This is a genomic window from Lactiplantibacillus paraplantarum, assembly GCF_003641145.1.
GTDB lineage: Bacteria > Bacillota > Bacilli > Lactobacillales > Lactobacillaceae > Lactiplantibacillus > Lactiplantibacillus paraplantarum.
In genome coordinates this window covers 1418787-1437939 of record NZ_CP032744.1, presented here as the reverse complement: position 1 = coordinate 1437939, position 19153 = coordinate 1418787, and the positions used below count along the sequence as shown (strand labels likewise).

Here is a 19153-nt window from a genome sequence, read left to right as displayed (position 1 = left end):
GAAGTCACCGGTAAAAATCACAACAACATCATAGCACTCAAGTTCAATCAACCGTATCGGCGGTATGACCATCCAATGCGCGGCGCATCCGTCGCGTATAATCAGTTAGCACTGCCGTCGCTGGTTGATGTGTCGCAATCAAATGCACGACCGCACTACCAACGATGACCCCATCAGCAACTTGTGCCATGGCTTGGGCTTGCGCTGGCTCATGGATACCAAAACCAATCGCGACAGGTAACGTGGTCGCATGACGAATCTTCGCCACCAACGTCGCTAAATCAGTCGTAATGTGCTGACGGGTTCCAGTTACACCTAACGATGACACGACGTAGATAAAGCCTCGTGCCTGGTGGGCAATCGCGGCGATACGTGCGTCATCACTCGTCGGCGCAATCAACGGGATCAAAGCGATACCATACTGGTCTAAAGTTGGCCGGAGCTCACCAGACTCCTCTAGTGGCAAATCGGGAATAATCAAGCCAGCCACATTTAACTTTTGGCACCGTTGCGCAAAGTCGGCATAGCCGAACTGATAAACAATATTCGCATAAGTTAAAAACACGAGTGGAACGGCCGTTTTTTCTCGAATTGCCGCGACCAATTCAAAAACCCGTTGGGGGGTGATGTGTTGGTCAAAAGCGCGTAAGTCAGCAGCCTGAATTTCGGGCCCATCAGCCACGGGGTCCGAAAACGGAATGCCAATCTCAACGAGGTCACAGCCCGCTTCCGCTAACGCGACTACCTGGGTGACCGTTGCTGCAAAATTAGGATCACCAGCCACAACAAAGGCAATAAACGCCTTATGATCTTGAAAAATTGTTGTTAGATCAGTCATCAATCGTCACCCCCCGATACTTAGCAATGGCCGCCACATCTTTATCACCACGACCGGACAGCGTACAAATAATGGTTTGATCACGACGCATGGTTGGTGCTAATTGTTGCACGTAGGCCACCGCATGGGCACTCTCAATCGCACAGATTACCCCTTCCACTTTGGCGATCAGCTCAAACGCCTGCACTGCTTGATCATCGGTGATCCCCACATATTGGGCCCGACCACTTATAGCTAGATAGGCGTGCTCCGGTCCGACACCCGGATAATCAAGTCCGGCTGAGATCGAATAAACCGGGGCAATTTGTCCCGCCGCATCTTGTAAAAATAGTGATTTCATACCATGGAAGATGCCAGTTCGGCCACGCTCGATCGTCGCGGCCGTCAACGGCGTTTGAACGCCCTTGCCAGCTGCCTCGCAACCAATCAACTGAACGGATGAGTCATCAAGAAACGCTGCAAAACTGCCAATGGCGTTGCTACCACCACCAACACAAGCCACGACTGCATCCGGCAAATGGCCCGTTTGGTCAAGAATCTGCTGTCGCGCCTCAACACTGATAACACTCTGGAACTCATGCACCATCATTGGAAATGGGTGTGGCCCCGTCGCCGACCCCATAATATAAGCCGTATCATCACAACGTTGCGTCCATTCTTGCAAGGCCGCGTTAATCGCGTCTTTCAGTACCATCGATCCAGTCGTGACCGGATGGACCTTGGCCCCTAATAGTTGCATCCGATAAACATTCAGGGCTTGGCGATCCGTATCTTCCTTACCCATGAAGACCTCACATTCCATCCCGAACAGCGCCGCGATGGTCGCAGTTGCCACCCCATGCTGACCGGCCCCAGTTTCAGCAATCAGCCGTTTCTTGCCCATCTTTTTTGCCAGTAGTGCCTGTCCCAAGACATTATTAATCTTGTGGGCGCCCGTATGGTTCAAGTCCTCACGTTTAAAATAAATCTGGGCACCACCTAATTGATCTGATAACCGTTGTGCATGGTACAACAACGATGGTCGGTTCGCATAGTTATTCAATAAGTCAGTCAACTCTGCTTGAAACTGCGCATCCTGCCGGTAATGTTGAAAGGCACGGTCCAGACGCTGTAGCTCGGTCATTAAGGTTTCTGGAACGTACTGACCCCCAAAGTCGCCGTAACGACCTGCTTGTGATTGATTTTTAATCATGCTAATTCCTCCATATTTCTCGTTAGTAATGGTGCTGATACGCCCATTTGGTGCGCCCGTTGGACCATCAGATCGATTTTTTCACGGTCCTTATTGCCGGCCGTCTCGACGCCACTAGCCACATCGACCATTGCCGGGTGTAACTTGTTAATTGCCGTTACGACATTCGTCGGTGTTAAACCACCAGCCAAGATAAACGGCCGGATGGGACGCTGTGATTGTAATTGATTCCAATCCAACACCTGTCCACTACCTGGACGGGCATTATCCAACAATAAGTAATCCGCTTGACATTGCGTAGCATTCGCTGGTGGCATCGCTTGAATCACCGGCACATGGGCGGCCATTAAGGACGCAATCCGGGGATCATCGACGGCAGCGTGTAGCTGGACCACCTGAATAATGTGCTGTTGCACGAGAGCTAAAATTTCCGATAATTGATTAGTTGTAAACACGCCGACTCGCCGAATACGCGAATCTAACTGCTGGGCTAGTTGGCGCGCAGTCGCCACTGTGATTTGGCGTCGCCGGCCAGGGGCAAACACCATTCCAATCGCATCCGGTTGTGCCCGATTAACCATCACGACATCTGCTGGTCGCATTAAGCCACAAATTTTGATTTGAGTCATCCACGCACCCCCGCCCGCAGTTGCATGACGGCTTGACCTTTATCTGGTGCACGCATCAACGTTTCGCCAACTAGCATGCCGTCAAAGTCAGCAGCGGCCAACTGTTGAACCTGTGTGGCCGTTTGAATACCAGACTCGGCGACCACATAACACTCAGCCGGAACTGCTTGCCGCAATTGGCAGCTCGTTGCAAAATCGACACTAAAATCTTTCAAATTACGATTGTTAATGCCAATAATCCGGGCCCCAGCCGCCACCGCTTGCTTAATCTCAGCCGTTGTATGAACTTCTACTAACGCACTTAAATTCAGCTCATGAGCCAACGTAATGAAAGTCTGCAGTTGAACCGGTGTTAAAATAGCAACAATCAATAAAACCGCACTAGCACCAGCAATACGAGCACTCGCAATCTGGCTTGCATCCACAATGAAATCTTTACGTAGTGTGGGTACCGAGACCGTTTGCGCAATAGTTTGTAAGTAAGACAACTGTCCTTTAAAATACCGGGGTTCGGTCAACACCGAGATGGCATCGATCCCAGCAGCAACATAGTCTTGCGCAATCTGTAAATAGTCAAACTCAGCCGCAATCAGCCCCTTAGAAGGTGACGCCCGCTTAACTTCACCAATTATCTGTAAGCCCGGCTGGGCCAGCATTGCTTCAAATGATAAAACGGGTGTGGTCATTTTTCGAGCTTGTTGGATGCGCTTCGCACGATCCCTAACTGGCACTGCCTGAACCCGTTGTTGGCTTGCCTGAACGAGTTGATCTAGTATCATGAAGCCATCACCGCCTGACTTTCCTGAATTAAACGTTCTAGCTCGGTTGCAGCAGCCCCTTGATCGATCGTTTGACGGGCCAGTTCAAAAGCAGCCGCTAGGTCCAACTGCGGTTTGGCAATGTGTAATGCCGCTGCAGCATTCATTAAGACCACAGCACGTGGTGCGCCTGGTTCCCCAGCGAGTACTGACCGTGTGATGGCAGCATTGACTTGCGCGCTACCGCCAATCAAGTCAGCATGATCACAGCGCGACAACCCGAACTGTTCTGGTGTTAGGGTCAGCGTTGCTTGACGCCCATGATTGATTACGATCACATCAGTAGGAGCCGCTGCAGAAATTTCATCCAACCCATCCTGGCTGTGCACGACCATCGCATGTTTAACACCTAAGCGCGTCAAGACTTCGGCTAACGGAGCCATCAAGGAATGCCGATACACTCCTAATAGCTGCATCTCCGCGTGGGCCGGATTAGCTAAGGGGCCTAACACATTAAAGATAGTTGGAATCTTGATTTGTTGTCGAGCCGGGGCAACAAACCGCATCGCCTGATGATATTCACGCGCATACATAAAGGCAAAGTTCGTCCGATCTAGCAGTGCTGAACTCTGAGCCGGTGTCAAATCAATTTTGACACCGAGCGCCTCCAAAACATCCGCAGCCCCACTCTTGGACGACGCCGCCCGGTTACCATGCTTGGTCACTGGCACCCCTGCCGCCGCAACCACTAGTGCGGTGGTCGTTGAAATGTTAAACGAATTCGACCGGTCCCCGCCCGTCCCAACAATTTCCAGCGTGGGCCGATTCGGGATGGAATTGAACCCCATACAGTTGACGACCCACATCTTCCACCGCCATGATTTCCTGATCATCGCTTGTCCCAATGATCCGAAAGTTCGCGGGTAAGCAGTTAGAATCGGCTACCAATGAGTGATAGCGCGCCGCAACGAACTGCATCGGACAATCTTTGAATAGTGGTGACGGCTGCACGTGCATTAACGTAGCCTGCCCGTGAACTAAGTGCTGGGCTGCCCGCAACGAACCCCCAAAAGCCGTGACCATGACTTCTAAGCCCATACAAACGCCGAGTATTGGCACCTGACCGGCTAATTGTTGTACCACCTGTGGGCTGACCCCCGTATGGGCTGGCGTTCCCAGTCCTGGTGACAAAATAATATGAGCAGGTTGTAGCGCTTTGATTGCCGTGACCGTTAAGTCGTCATTTTTAATCACCCGGACATCGGGTGCCAACCGACCAATCAGTTGATACAGGTTATAAGTAAAACTGTCATAGTTATCAATTAATAATTCCATCGTCGGCCAACCTTTCTGCGTCTTGTACTGCCTTAACAACCACTCGTTGTTTGTTCTGGCACTCCTTAAATTCTTGGATGCCGATACTGTCAGCGACAATCCCCGCACCCGCTGGAATCACCAACCGTTCATTCATTCGGTAAGCCAGCCGGATACCAATCGCCATGTCCAAATTACCGTTACAATCCAAGTAGCCGAAACAACCACCATAGACGCCCCGTGGGACCTGTTCATAATGATTAATCAGGGTCATCGCTTCAACCTTAGGCGCTCCGGCTAACGTCCCGGCTGGAAAAGTAGCGGCAAGTACTTGGAGTGCCGTGGTGGTGGGCGCCACTTCTGCGGCCACGCGGGACCCTAGGTGCATGACTTGTGAATAACGAATTAATCGTCGCAAATTAGTCACCCGGACACTTTTAAACTTTGCAACTTGCCCTAAATCGTTACGTCCCAGATCAACTAACATATTGTGCTCGGCAACTTCTTTAGGACTGGTTTGCAATTCATGGGCCAACTGCTGATCTTCGGCAGGTGTTCGACCGCGACGCCTTGTTCCCGCCAATGGATACGTTGCGACCTGTTCACCATCTTTCGTGACTAACGTTTCTGGTGACGCTGCCGTCATTTCAAAATCAGCTTGTTTAAAATAACAGTTATATGGTGCCACCGTTTTTTGAAGTTGCTGATAAACTGCCAGTAATGACCCCTCCATGGTCCCCAAACACGGATTAGCATAAATCATTTGAAAAATATCGCCCGCGTAGATGTGCTGTCGAATGTGGTCAACGCGCCGCGCATAAGTAGCCTGGTCCGCTTGCATCTGTAGCGGCTGTTGTAAGCGGAACGGCGGCAAAGCTAACGGTTGTTGTAATTGTTGAATGATGGCAGTCAGTTTTTGCGTTAACTTAGCTTGTGTTGCGGCGTAAGTGGCCGTTAGATTAACGGTTGGGATCAGCTGTGTCAGCCCCAGCTCGTGGTGACGGTGGTCATAGACCAGGACACTCGTGACTAAGAATAAGCCCAGGTCATCAAGGCCAGTTGTCGCTGCTGATTTTAATTGCAACTTGGATACAAATTGTTGAACGTATTCATAACCGAAGTATCCTATCAAGCCACCAGTAAATGGTGGTAGACCTTGAATTCGCGGCGTTCGATACTGGTCTAGAATCGCTTGTAGCGTTTCATTAGCAGGGCGATCATCCTTGGCAAGCCCTTGTCCCGTGAGACTTTGCTGCGGTTCAAAACTGAAATAACTATAGCGCTGATGCCGATCAATCGTTAGTGCAAAACCGTTCCCCATCTGATGGACAATTTTAGCTACCGCGAGTGGATCAAAAGCGGTGAGTGGCCGTTTGACCATCACTGGCACGTAGGGATAATGATCTCGATAAGGGATTAAGGTTGGTAATGTTGGATTCATATTGAACCACTCCTCATTAATTAAGATATTTTTATTTGAGTTGTGGTTAGTTGCCATCGTTGCTGCATTGAACTGCCCCCTATCAAAAAAATCCGTCCATGACTAATAACAGTCAAGGACGGATTTTTCCGCGGTACCACCTTGGTTGGACACCAAATTACCCCATTCAGGTTAGACTTGGGTCCCAGCTTAGCGAAATGCAAACACATTCCCGGGAATTGACGGCTCCCTATCGTCGCGAGGTATTAGAACAAAGCTGTTCGTTAGTCGCGCCCTCAGTGGTCCATTTAATAACTTGCGTTCGATCGCACTCTCAGCAACGGCGACTCTCTTTACGGGCATCATTATCTTGATCTCCACTTCATCGGTTTCATGGACGAATATTAAGTTGTTATTAACATTAAAACTTGATGAGCGATTTGTCAATAGTTTTATTTTAGTTTAATGTTTTAGATTATTAAATTAATGCTTATTAGTCCAATGGCTGCCAAAAAGTCTTGCGGTAATGCCAGATCAGGCCACCAGAAACGAGCCCGATACCGACCAATACGATGATATTAATCAACATGGCTGCCACTGCAAACAGATTAATCAGTACACTATAGATCACAATTGTCAGTGCACCCACAATACTGCAGACCAATAGGTTAAGCATTAACCCAAGATTACCGCCACCCCGATTAAACAGTTGCGTCACGTTGGTCCAATTCGTCATCCGTAACTGATAATCGCGCCTAAAGTAATGCTGGGCAGCTAAGTATGTGCCCAAAGCAACTCCTAGTATTAGAGCTAAATCGAGGGCTAATGGCGCTCGCCCAGCGATACCCACTACTAGGGCCATTACTGTATTAATCATGACCTGAAACCAATAACCCAAGTGAAATTTTTGCCGTAAGTAACGAGACATTGGGATTGGCAGTGCGCTCACAAAGTCAAAGTTCATTTTATCAAGCGAAATAACGTTACCGACTAACGAGGTTTGATTAACATTGACGATGGCACCAGCCATGCCACTGACAAACCAGACGCCAATCCAATTCAGCGATAGTCGGCTAAAATTCGGTGCTGTTCCCGAAAAGACAACGGTTCCGACTAGTATCAATGGCAACAGGATCGAATTCGTGAATAATTGTAAAGCCAAACTGGGGTCTTTCAGTAGCTGGAACTGATAGGTGCGCAAAAGCTGGTTGAGGTTATGTTGCCGCACATGCCGACGTTGCGAGGTCGCCACTAACGCCGTATTAACTTGGGTTAGTTGGTCAACCAAGTGAGCCAAAACAAACCGGCTGGTCAACGCTAGCAAAATTAGTAAAGCAACGATCAAGCTACCCCAAGTCAGTAGACTTACTATTGTTAACGGGGTCGTGAATACTTTAAAAATCGGTAATAACGGGGGTATCACCGTGCGGTCAATCTGCGTGCCAGTGTCCGATGATGAACCGCGATTCATGAAGTAGAGTCCGACTAACACTAAGACGGCATTGAGCCCTAACATGATGTTCATCACCATCTTTTGATGGGTGCGAAACACCTTTAGTTTCGTCAAACCAAAGACAATTAAGGCGCACAGACATAATAGCAAGCTCAGTATTAGCCCATACATCAAGATTGCCATTACGAATCCTAACAGCACAAAGATTCCTGCGCGAGTCGCGGTCATGATAAAAATTAACAGTAACGGAATGGTAAAAGGCACCGTGTTGAAGATAACGACCAAAATTTTACTCATAAAAATCTCTTGATTGCGGAAAGGTAACGGTAAATATTCGGCTAGGTCATTCCCCGCAAAAAAGACGTTATAAATACCCGAAATACTCTGTGAAATGCCCAATAAGATAAATAACGCCACGTAGAACGTGAACATACCCGGTAACTTGCTGAAATCAAAAGCAACCATCGTCAAGCCGTAGATACCAAGGAACATCAAGGCGTTCAAGTAAAACTGCCGCATTAACTTCTTACTCAAGGCCGTTCCCGAGGCGCCTTTTTTACGCAACCGATCCGTTAGTTGCGGATTTAACAACCTGAGATTAACTGCTAACAAAACGCGTAGCTGACTTTTATGCATCGTGCTCACCCTCAATCGCATCGACTAAGTGATCATCAGTTCGACGCCCGGCCATTTGTAAATAAATCGCCTCAAGTGATTGTTGCGGATGTTGGGCTAGTAATTGCTCAACCGAACCAGTATAGATTAATTGGCCCTGTTTCAAAATCGCTAAGCGGTCGCATAGTTGCTGGGCCGTATCCAGGTTATGGGTTGAAAAAATGACTGTCTTGCCTTTGGCAGCATGAGCCTTCATCAGATTTTTCAAGTCAAACGCGGCTTGTGGGTCTAACCCTTGTAGCGGTTCATCCAAGATCCAAATATCGGGATCGGGCAGCAACGCCCCAATCAAAATAGCTTTTTGACGCATCCCATGTGAATAGCTGGCCATCGGCTCTTCAGCGTGGTCGGCCATATCGAACAAGGCTACCAGCTGCTGCCGTCGCGCTTCAAGCGCAGTCTCTGATTGTTGATAGGCCGCGGCTATCAAATCCCAATATTCCATCGCTGAAAGTTGGAGAAAGATATCGGGTGTGTCTGGCACGTAGGAGATCTTTTCTTTGACGGCTTGCCGCTGCCGTTCAAGGTCTAGGCCATCGACCGTGATCGTGCCACTCGTTGGTTTAATAATGCTGACTAAATTTTTGATTGTCGTTGATTTACCGGCACCATTATGGCCTAAGAAGCCGAAGATCTGGCCTGGTGCAATCGTTAAAGTGAGCTGATCTAATGCCGTCTTCTCCCCATAACGCTTCGTTAATTCGTGAATTTCAATCATGTGATCGTCCCCCTTGTCATCAGTTATGCTTCATTATACCGGAAGAATCCTAAAACTCGAAAATGGATTGTTTCGGTTGCTATCGATTCACACACCTGTCATCAATGACTAGTTCCATCAAGAAACTAACGATTTTAGCCGAGCTGACCCGATTGTTCATCAGTTAATAATAACTTCTAGGGCAAAGTCTCAGCACCTAATTTCTCGTCGTCAATCGACGTAGATTGAGTTGAAGCGGTTTTAGTATTGTTCGCAAGCTTTTGGCAAAACATGCCTTATTAAAATTTACCCGCACCAACGAATATTGTAAGTTAAGATATGTCCCATTCGTTAAAAACTGACCGCTCACTTCTTTGCGGTCATCGTTGCCTAATTCTACTTGTCAAGGCCGCTAACCTTGCGTAAGATAACAGTGACTTATTCAACCATGCTTATTTGATTGATTTTTTAGGCTACCCTTCTATCATCAGTAGCTTCAGTACCCCATCATCGCTAATCTGCTGTCGCGACATTTTCCAAGGTGCGTTATATCCGATTTTGCTAGCTACGATGATACCATCTGAACTGAAACAAACAGAAAGGAAGGATCTGCCAATGTCCGAAAGAATGCCCCGTCAATTACAGACAACCAATCTAATTGACCACGCCTGTATTCACTTGCTTAAAACGACTAATTTCAACCAATTAACCATCAAAATGATTCTCAATCAAGCCGGGATTGCTCGTGAGACCTTTTATCATTACTATTCTGACAAATATGCCTTGCTCGACCACATTGAAGATCAACTGATTAATCAGATTGCTTTTATTTTTACAGCCCATCAACATGACGGCGATAATACTGCACCCTTCCATGAAGTCCTCAACTATCTCTATCAGCAGCGCCAAATCGTCCTAACTTTATTGCAATGTGCTGCCTCCCAGCTCACCCATAAAATCCATCGGCTCATTATGACCAAAATCGGCCGTCAATCTACTCTTCAAACAGCAGTTACACCACTGGCTGGTGACGTTACAACTCACTTGGCACAGGAACTACTGATTACCAATCTCTTAACCATCTTAAAATTTTGGCTGTCACAACCCACCGTAGCAACACCAGCCGTGGCATACACCATTTTTATTCAAAGTCGCACACTGACTCCAGCCGACTTGGCAAAGCTTGCTCAGGTGAACTGGTAACTTATACTGATCATCTGGATTCCTGCCATGATTCTAACAGTACTAACTAGGGCCTGCACACCACCCTAAAAACCGCTTCTTTGATTGCAGTGAATTCGTTACGCGTTCTAAAAGCCGTAACCGTGATGCCTATATTACTCTCCAAGTATCAATCTAATGCTACTTGATAATTGTTTCAGTTCTTCACCAGATGGAAAGTCATTTATTTGCAAATAATACTCAGTCATGCCTAACATCATGCCGCCAATAACATTGATTTCCAAATCTGACTCTGGATGTTTGAAAGCTGCCTGTAAATGACGACCTAAAATATCTTTAAGACCATCCATTAGTCGCATCTTAGCTTGTGGAATTGTCATTATCGCGTTGATTGGTCTGCGCCAACACGTCAGTAATTGTCTAAGTTCTGGTTCTAGTTTACTAATGGCGTTACTTAAGACCACCCCCTGATTTATAAGTAAACGCCTTTTTTCCAATGTCTCATCAAGCCACGTTAAAATATCTTGTAATATCGCATCAGTCAGTGCAAATTTGTCATCATAATGTAAATAAAACGTTTTACGACTAATCAGAGATCTGAGTGCAATGTCCTTGACAGTCACGTTGTCAAATCCATTCTCTATTACTAGGTCAACAAACGATTTGGTGATCACATCGTCAGTTTTTTTTATTCTAAAATCCGTCATAGCGCTTCCCCCATTACCAGTTTTGTCACTTCTGTAACCTTATGGCCCATATTGCTGCCATTTGTAGCCTTAAGCCACAAATCATATTAATTTGACCATGTTTGTAATTTCAAAATTAATATAAACTACCCATAGAATAAAAAAGGGGGTAGTAAAAATGTTCAATGTGTTTAAGAGAAAAAGTATCTGGATCAGCCTTCAACCTTATTTTAGGTAAAACCGGTGCCTGGCTCATGTTGCTCTTTATGATCATTCAACGTGGTGGTTCGGCTGGAACTTACCCCATTGAGTTATCCAATCAATTTTTCAAAGTAATTCATCCGTACCTGCCGATGTCGATTTCTATTGACGCTTTTCGCAGCACCCTCTCGATTGGCCAGTCAATTTGGCCTGAAACGTTTATTTTTGCGACCATCCTAATCAGTTTCAACCTTTTGATTTTAGTCTTTTTTACCTGTCATCTTCGGCAAGTGCAGCGCTTAAACTTCTCAGCTCCTCAGACACACTGAATTAACACTGCACACACTTTGAATCATCATCACGTTAATCAAAAAGTTCTTTCTTGACAAGATATAATTTCTTATCGAGAAAGAACTTTAATTTAACACCAATTAGTTAACTTCTTTATTTAAATAACGCCTTTCCATCGTCTGGCGTGCAATAACAGCGTCTTCAAAATGAAGAAATGGCTTGTGTAATAGGTAGGTGCCTTTGTAGAAAAATGTCGCCACCCATCTTTGGGAATTAGTGTCCCAACTAACGCCGATAACACCGCTTTTATTGCGCTTAGACATGATTTTCGATGGTAAGTCGGTGTGATGATCACGAATCTTTAGATTGCTTAATCGCCCCATACTTGCAACCGCTTTTGGATTACGACGAATTAAACGTGCGCGTTTTTCTCGTGTTAAACAGCCGCAACTTTTCGCACGACCATGCCTTAATGCGTATGAATCTACGCTTGTCGTATTACCACAACTGCATTGACACAACCAGAGTGCATTACCATTGGTGGCGGTCCCACTACGTTTAATGACCGTCAGGCGACCAAATTTCTGGCCTCGGATATCAATTAAAGCCGTCATATTAACGCCTCCATTAAAAAGCTAATCACGATGTTTTTTTAGGAGCGCCCCCAGCCCCACCAACAAGGTTGCTGCGGTCAATCCAAGTAGCTCGGCCGCTACGCTGGCTTGTCGGTCATCATTAGTTTGCGGCAACCGCGCTTGCTTGTGCGTTGCCGTTGACTTACGATCTGGCATTGCTTTTACCGTCTTAGCGGATTTGGCTAATTTAACTGTCGTTTCATCAGCGATTGCTGTTCGAATGGATTGATCAATGTTTCCTGGTTGCTTTGCTTGAACAACCTGCTTGGTAGTTTTTGGGGGTGTTGGCTTACCCGGATTAACTTTGTCCGGTGTTTTAATCGTTATCGTCCCCGCAGGTGTTTTCGGTGTTTCACTCGTTGCTGGTGTATCGGCCACATAACGAATCGTTTGGACATCATCAGCACTACCTGGTGTAACCGTTACTACTTGAGTACCCGTTGTCGTCGGCTGATAGCCAGGAATACTGATCGCAGCAACCGTCTCAAACCGGTTGCCGGCCTGATTAATTGACCAGTTGCCGTAAGTAATTTCACCGGTTACCCTATCAATCGTTTTAACGCGAATAAATGTAATGGTCCTAACCGTATCCGCATGCAATTGCGTGCCAGCCATATTCTGATAATGCACAGTTTGCGTAATTGTCTTGGTCGCTGTCGTTGAATCAATTGCATGTGCTAAGCGGACGAAATAATTACGAACGACACCATCAGCATTGAAAGTGGCACCCGAAGCTGGATATTCATCACGCCCTAATACATAACCATTCTTGACATACTTGGTAATCATGTCAGTTGTGCGATAAGCTGACTGGGTCGCAAAATCACCGGTTAAAGTGACGACATCGAGTATTTGCCCCGTCGTTGTATCAATATACGTGACTGTGGCAGTTTCCGAATTAGCCGTATACGTCACAATCTCGGTCGTATCTTGGGCCGTATTGGCCACATTGTTACCAGCAATACTCATTTTATCGGCCGTATAACCGGTAATCACTGGCGAATCAACCGCTTCATAATGACCAGTTTCAGAATTACCGGTCACCCAAGCCGTATAAACTAGTGTGCCATCCACTTCATCAATCGTTGCATTACGATTGAAGGTAATTGTTTGGACATTCTTAGTGCCAAGGGTATCGCCATTCTGATATTGATATTTGATTGTTTGACTAACTTGTTTCGTCAAAGCCTGTGTCGTGGTCCCTGCTGGATATTTCGGTCCATCCGGGTTGGCGGGATCAATTGGCTGCCCCGGAGTTCCAGGATCAGTTGGCGTGACCGTCATCATTTTATGTTTCAACGTCACCGTATAAGTCTTGACCGTCCCATCTTCATCAAACATGACACCCGTTGCCGGATAATCACTAGCTACTAAGGCATAACCAACTTTAATATAATTGGCAATCGTATCAGTTGTCCGGTAATCTGATGAAGTATTGAAGTCGCCAGTTAAAGTTTTGATATCAAGTGTTTGACCAGTCGTTGCATCAATATATGTCACCGTGGCGGTTTCTGGATTAGCTGTATACGTCACGACAACCGTAGTATCTTGAGCCGTACTTGTCACGGCATCGTTACCAGCAATACTCGTCTTATCGGCCGTATAACCAGTAAGCACTGATGAGGCCACCGTGTTATAGCTACCAGTAGTTGCCACGTCCCCATTCAACCAATCCGTATAAACTAACGTGCCATCGACTTCATCAAGCGTGACGTTCCGATTGAAGGTGATTGTTTGGACATTGTCGGCGCCAGCAACCGCACCATTCTGATACTGGTACTTGATTGTTTGACTAACTGAAGTAGTCAAATCTGCCGCCGTTGTTCCGGCTGGATATTTCGGTCCATCTGGGTTGGCGGGATCAATTGGTTGGTCGGGCGTCCCAGGGTTATCGGGTGTGACCGTCACGAACTTATGCTTCAACGTGACAGTGTAGGATTTGACCGTTCCATCTTCATCGTAGACCACCCCAGCCGTTGGAAATGTTGAGCTCACTAATTCATAACCATCGTTCTCGTAAGCTGCGATTGTGTCAGTCGTTGTGTAAGCATCGGTTGTCCCGTAGGCCCCCTGTAATGGCTCCGTCTTAATCGTTTGCCCGGTCGTTTGGTCCACATACATTACCGTAGCTTTTTCAGTGTTAACACGATACGTAACGGTGCTAGTCGTATTAGAATCAGTACTTGCCACGGCATCGTTACCAGCAACGCTTGGCTTGTCAGCCGTATAGCCGGTAATTACTGGTGACATAACAGTTACATAACGACCAGTCGCCGCGTCACCAGTTTGCCAAGCCGTATAGACCAGCGTGTTATCAACTTCATCAATCGTTGCGTTACGATTGAAGGTCACTGTTTGACATTGTCGGCGCTAGCAACCGCACCATTCTGATACTGGTACTTGATTGTTTGACTAACTGAAGTAGTCAAATCTGCCGCCGTTGTTCCGGCTGGATACTTCGGTCCGTCTGGGTTGGCAGGATCAATTGGTTGGCCCGGTGTTCCCGGATCAGCCGGTGTAACCGTGACCAACTTATGTTTCAACGTTACCGTATAAGACTTGACCGTCCCATCCTCATCAAACATGATACCGTTCGTCGGATAATTATCGCCTACTAACTCATAGCCTGCTTTGACATACTTAGCAATCGTCTCAGCCGTCCGATAAGTTGACTGGGTATTATAATCACCCTTTACATCTGCTATATAAAGCGTTTGACCGGTCGTTGTATCAACATACGCAACCGTGGCTTTTTCAGTGTTGACCTTGTAAGTAACTATTACAACTGTATCCAAATCAGTTCCTGTCACTGAATCAGTACTAGTAACATTTGGCTTATCGGCTGTATAGCCAGTAATTACTGGCGACGCAACGGCCGGATAATAGGCAGTCGTAGAATCCCCATTCAACCAATCCGTATAGACCAACGTGCCATCGACTTCATCGATTGTTGCCGAACGCTTAAAAGTCATCGTCTGGACATTGTCGGTGGCAGCAGAGTCGCCATTTTGATATTGGTACTTAATCGTTTGACTGACTGAAGTAGTCAAATCTGCCGCCGTTGTTCCGGCTGGATACTTCGGTCCGTCTGGGTTGGCAGGATCAATTGGTTGGTCGGGCGTCCCGGGGTTATCCGGTGTGACCGTCACGAACTTATGCTTCAACGTGACAGTGTAGGATTTAACAGTCCCATCTTCATCGTAGACCACCCCAGCCGTTGGGAATGTTGAGCTCACTAATTCATAACCATCGTTCTCGTAAGCTGCGATTGTGTCGGCCGTTGTGTAAGTATCAGTTGTCCCGTAGGCCCCCTGTAATGGCTCCGTCTTAATCGTTTGTCCGGTCGTTGTATCAACATACGCAACCGTGGCTTTTTCAGTGTTGACCTTGTAAGTAACTATTACAACTGTATCCAAATCAGTTCCTGTCACTGAATCAGTACTAGTAACATTTGGCTTATCGGCTGTATAGCCAGTAATTACTGGCGACGCAACGGCCGGATAATAGGCAGTCGTAGAATCCCCATTCAGCCAAGCCGTATAGACCAGCGTACCGTCAACTTCATCGACAGTTGCCGAACGCTTAAAAGTAACCGTTTGAACATTGTCGGTGGCAGCAGAGTCACCATTTTGATATTGATACTTAATCGTTTGACTGACTGAAGTAGTCAAATCTGCCGCCGTTGTTCCGGCTGGATACTTCGGCCCATCTGGGTTGGCGGGAGCAATTGGTTGGTCGGGCGTCCCAGGGTTATCCGGTGTGACCGTCACGAACTTATGCTTCAACGTGACAGTGTAAGACTTGACCGTTCCATCTTCATCGTAGACCACCCCAGTCGTTGGGAATGTTGAGCTCACTAATTCATAACCAGCATTCTCGTAAGCTGCGATTTTGTCGGCCGTTGTGTAAGTATCGGTTGTCCCGTAGGCCCCCTGTAATGGCTCCGTCTTAATCGTTGCTCCCGTTGTTTGGTCAACGTACGCCACCGTTGCCGTTTCCGTATTTGCTAAATAAATATACGTCACGGTACCACCACTATTAGCTAACGTGCCATTAGGTGCTACCCCAGTATCATCAGAAACTAATGTATAACCTGTCTTGGGCTTTTCAGCCGTGCTGTAGGTTAAATAATCAGTAGCCATGGCATCTGAACCATGCGTAGCGGTGCCAGTTGCCGTACTATCGACTTGGGTTTTACCGGCAGCATCCGTATGCTCATAAAGATATTGAACGGCAATGTCGCCAATGGTTAAAGTGCCAGGAACGACTGTAATCGTATAGTTTTGATTTACCGGATCAGCCGCATCATAATTTGCCGTGATTGTCTTAGTGCCAACCGCACTCAAGCCATCTGTCACACTGTAATTCAAAGTCTCACCATTAACTGTCCCAGCAACGACCGCCGTCAAGTTCTTTTCTGTACCATCATTCCAATAGATTTTACTTGGAATAGTGATGTTGGCGTTTACCTTGTTAATCGTTATCGTACCATTGACGTACGAAATATTGTAATTACCAGCAGCGGCCGTCGTTGCGCCGGTCATTGCATACGAACCAGCATTGGTATAAGACGTTGCACCACTGCCATCCGTCGCAACGGCAGTAAATACTAAATCATCATAGTTGGTTCCACTAGTAACACTGGCCGTCGTCCCATGCGCCTGACCATCATAATCAACATTACTATCGTTAACCGTGACCGTCATATCTTCAGGTGTGATCACTAAAGTTCCGTCTGTCGCTGTTACCGTGTAATTTTTAGCTAGGATGGCTGCTTGCGTGGCATCGTTTAACTCATAGGTCATTGCATACGAACCAACATTGGTCCCAGTTGGGGTTGTAAAGTCAAACTGATCATAGGCGGTACCACTGGTTACGGATACTGATGTTCCATGGGCTTTGCCATCGTAGGTAACGGTATCGCTGGCTGTTGTTAAACCAAGTTCAGCAGCAGTAACCCTATTTGTAGGTTTGGTAAAAACTGCATCAGCATCAAGAATATAGTTAGATCCCAAGGCCGCTTGAATTGCGGCCCGACCAGCGGCATTCAAGGTCAGCGTATATACGCCAACATCCGCCTCGGTCAAATTAGTACCGGTCCCTTGATAAGTATAGGTGAAATCCGCTGATGTTAAAACCGTCTGACCAACTGTACCCGCAACACCCGGTTCCGCATGACTAATTACACCATTTTTTATTTGAAGTACATTCACTGAAGCACCGTCTTTAACCGTCAGCGACGTCGGCAACATTGTCAATGACCCGGTGTATGGCTGGGTAGCTATATTCATAGCTAGACCATCTGAAGCCGTCGTGGCTTTAATGGTTGCGGGTAAAATTTGAAGTGTAAATGTATAATCTGATGCACCAGTTGAAAAAGTTGGCACATAGTCAGTGACATCGACATCACCGGATAAATCATAATAGCTCGCATAACCTTGAATAACCTCACTCATCGCTGCTTTACCGGTGGCATTGAGTGTGATGGCGTAGTTTCCGGCTTGTTTAAGTGACTCAAGATCCGTACCCTCAGCATAATTAGTCACTTGGCCCTGCCTATCTGTATAAGTAATATCAAAATAACTGTTGACATGCTCCTCATCTAAGAAAAGCAAATATAGTAAGTTGACCTTTTGACCATTGATATCTTCTAAATAATTGCCAGATGCATCCTGAATGTAGTATGCAATATCATTGTCCGGTGTCGTATCTGGAGAACTGATATACTGTCCTAACTTCATAATCGATGCACCATTATCACTATAAGACATCGACACGGCCCCCGTGGTGACTAATGACACTGTCGCCTGTGCCTCAGCATCACTTGTCAAAGCTGCGACAGCCTGAATAGTCGATTTTGTTGCCAGCATCGTCATTACTTTGTTAGCCGTACTGCGCGTTATTGGTGTCGTACTGCTGGCCGCTGAAACGATCCCAGAAACCGCGTCTGAAGTAGTCGTTGTTGTCGCTGCACCAGTATCATTGCTCTCCTGACTAGCCGTAGCAGCACTAGTAAGCGTGTTTGCCACTGAAGAACTTGTCGTATTCGTGCCTTGACTATCAACGCTATAATTTGCGCTGGTGGCAGTCTTTAGCGTCGTTGTTGAAGTTGAATCAGTGTCGATTGACTTGGTAGCTGTACTTGACGCAGTCGTGTTTGCAGTCGCTGCACTGGCGACAATTGTACTTGCTGTAATTGCCTTCGAGGCAGCGGTGCTGGAAGTAGTGGCACTTGAGACAGTTGTACTTGCTTTAACTGCACTTGAGGTAGCGGTACTAGAAGTGGCCGCACTGGAGACAGTTGTACTTGCTGTAACTGTACTTGAGGCGGCAGTACTAGAAGTGGCCGCACTGGAGACAGCCGTACTGGAAGCTGCAACGCTTGAAGTAGTTGCCTTTGCGGCCGCAGTCGTCGCCGTCGTATCTTTAGTATCAGTAGTGGTGGTCGTCGCCGTACCACTTGATTTTAGTACCACGGTATTTTTAGTTGCAGTGGTTGCGTTGGAGCTTACATTAGTGCTATTTTCAGCCTCATCAGTACTAGTATCAGTTGCAGCCTTGGCTTGCTCAACTTGGCTAAAAGTCAAGCCTACTCCAACAGAAAATACGGTTATACCAGCGGCTACCCAGCGTCGTCCTGATTTATAAAGTTTATAATGGGACTTACTTTCAAGTCCCAGTCTACTAAAACGATTCCGCATGCTTCTACCTCCAAAGTTCAAATATATATAGATAGCTATAAGACAGATAGATTAATTAAGTTAAAAATTAACACATATCGTTAATGTTGAAATAATTGCATTAATCATAAAGCCGTCACTTAATTGACCCCTTCAATCATCAGTATACGTTTAAACAAGTGGAAATAACAAGTGCACTACGCTAAATATACAAATTTATTTTTAAAATTATTTGATTGCAGTATTAGTTGACGCTATAAACAAGCTTAGTTTTATTGATATAATAGGATTATCGGTCATCATTCTTCAAGTTTTATTGACTACTCTACTGATTCGTTAAGTATTAAACAATGTATACTGTTCGCTTCACGTTAAGCAGCTATTAGTAACTGATTTAATAAGCAACAGCACTTTTATAAGTATCCACTCACCGTTAATCTAATTACGATCAAAATCGTATTCACGCATTTAGTTACATTTTGACCAATCAAAGTTGTCAATT

General features: G+C 46.3%; 12 protein-coding genes and 2 pseudogenes. 2 read left to right on the top strand and 12 right to left on the bottom strand.

Annotation, left to right across the window (positions count from 1 at the left end):
* Nucleotides 1–43: 43 nt before the first annotated feature.
* The 9 genes and pseudogenes from trpA to LP667_RS06865 form a co-directional block, all read right to left on the bottom strand.
* Nucleotides 44–838 (bottom strand): tryptophan synthase subunit alpha, encoded by a 795-nt coding sequence (trpA, locus tag LP667_RS06905; protein WP_021731413.1) that lies wholly within the window; start codon nucleotides 836–838, stop codon nucleotides 44–46.
* A complete protein-coding gene (gene trpB / locus LP667_RS06900) occupies nucleotides 831–2030 on the bottom strand; it encodes a tryptophan synthase subunit beta (protein WP_056988300.1) in 1200 nt (399 codons plus the stop codon). The genes trpA and trpB overlap by 8 nt, the downstream gene beginning before the upstream one ends.
* Nucleotides 2027–2659, bottom strand: coding sequence for a phosphoribosylanthranilate isomerase (locus LP667_RS06895; RefSeq protein WP_021731411.1), 633 nt, complete (start codon nucleotides 2657–2659; stop codon nucleotides 2027–2029). Before LP667_RS06895 ends, trpB begins: the two co-directional genes overlap by 4 nt.
* Complete coding sequence (trpC, locus tag LP667_RS06890; protein ID WP_021731410.1) at nucleotides 2656–3438, bottom strand: indole-3-glycerol phosphate synthase TrpC; 783 nt, start codon at nucleotides 3436–3438, stop codon at nucleotides 2656–2658. The genes LP667_RS06895 and trpC overlap by 4 nt, the downstream gene beginning before the upstream one ends.
* A pseudogene (gene trpD / locus LP667_RS06885) lies at nucleotides 3435–4241 on the bottom strand (anthranilate phosphoribosyltransferase); the annotation flags it as partial. The pseudogene trpD and the gene trpC, both read right to left, overlap by 4 nt.
* Nucleotides 4189–4752 carry an anthranilate synthase component II gene (locus LP667_RS06880; protein ID WP_021731408.1) on the bottom strand — a complete coding sequence of 188 codons (564 nt, stop codon included), beginning with the start codon at nucleotides 4750–4752 and terminating at the stop codon, nucleotides 4189–4191. The pseudogene trpD and the gene LP667_RS06880, both read right to left, overlap by 53 nt.
* The gene (locus tag LP667_RS06875) at nucleotides 4736–6172 is read right to left on the bottom strand and encodes an anthranilate synthase component I family protein (protein WP_021731407.1); all 1437 of its coding nucleotides are present in this window, start codon (nucleotides 6170–6172) and stop codon (nucleotides 4736–4738) included. The genes LP667_RS06880 and LP667_RS06875 overlap by 17 nt, the downstream gene beginning before the upstream one ends.
* A gap of 472 nt (nucleotides 6173–6644) precedes the next feature.
* Nucleotides 6645–8240, bottom strand: coding sequence for a hypothetical protein (locus LP667_RS06870; protein WP_021731405.1), 1596 nt, complete (start codon nucleotides 8238–8240; stop codon nucleotides 6645–6647).
* Nucleotides 8233–8997, bottom strand: coding sequence for an ABC transporter ATP-binding protein (locus LP667_RS06865; protein WP_021731404.1), 765 nt, complete (start codon nucleotides 8995–8997; stop codon nucleotides 8233–8235). The genes LP667_RS06870 and LP667_RS06865 overlap by 8 nt, the downstream gene beginning before the upstream one ends.
* A 594-nt stretch (nucleotides 8998–9591) precedes the next feature.
* Between LP667_RS06865 and LP667_RS06860 the strand changes: the two genes are divergently transcribed.
* Complete coding sequence (locus LP667_RS06860; RefSeq protein ID WP_021731403.1) at nucleotides 9592–10179, top strand: TetR/AcrR family transcriptional regulator; 588 nt, start codon at nucleotides 9592–9594, stop codon at nucleotides 10177–10179.
* Nucleotides 10180–10313: 134 nt separating this feature from the next.
* Here LP667_RS06860 and LP667_RS06855 read toward each other — a convergent pair whose 3' ends face one another.
* A complete protein-coding gene (locus tag LP667_RS06855; protein WP_056988301.1) occupies nucleotides 10314–10865 on the bottom strand; it encodes a TetR/AcrR family transcriptional regulator in 552 nt (183 codons plus the stop codon).
* Between the two features lie 164 nt (nucleotides 10866–11029).
* Here LP667_RS06855 and LP667_RS06850 point away from each other — a divergent pair, with 164 nt between their 5' ends.
* On the top strand, nucleotides 11030–11374 hold the full coding sequence (locus LP667_RS06850) for an ABC-2 transporter permease (RefSeq protein WP_056988302.1): 345 nt from the start codon (nucleotides 11030–11032) through the stop codon (nucleotides 11372–11374).
* A gap of 102 nt (nucleotides 11375–11476) precedes the next feature.
* Here the strand turns inward: LP667_RS06850 and LP667_RS06845 are convergent, their stop codons facing one another.
* Together LP667_RS06845 and LP667_RS17365 are read right to left on the bottom strand one after the other, a co-directional pair.
* Nucleotides 11477–11950 (bottom strand): hypothetical protein, encoded by a 474-nt coding sequence (locus tag LP667_RS06845; protein ID WP_021731401.1) that lies wholly within the window; start codon nucleotides 11948–11950, stop codon nucleotides 11477–11479.
* A 21-nt stretch (nucleotides 11951–11971) separates the two neighbouring features.
* Nucleotides 11972–18672, bottom strand: a pseudogene (locus LP667_RS17365) (mucin-binding protein).
* Nucleotides 18673–19153: the final 481 nt, after the last annotated feature.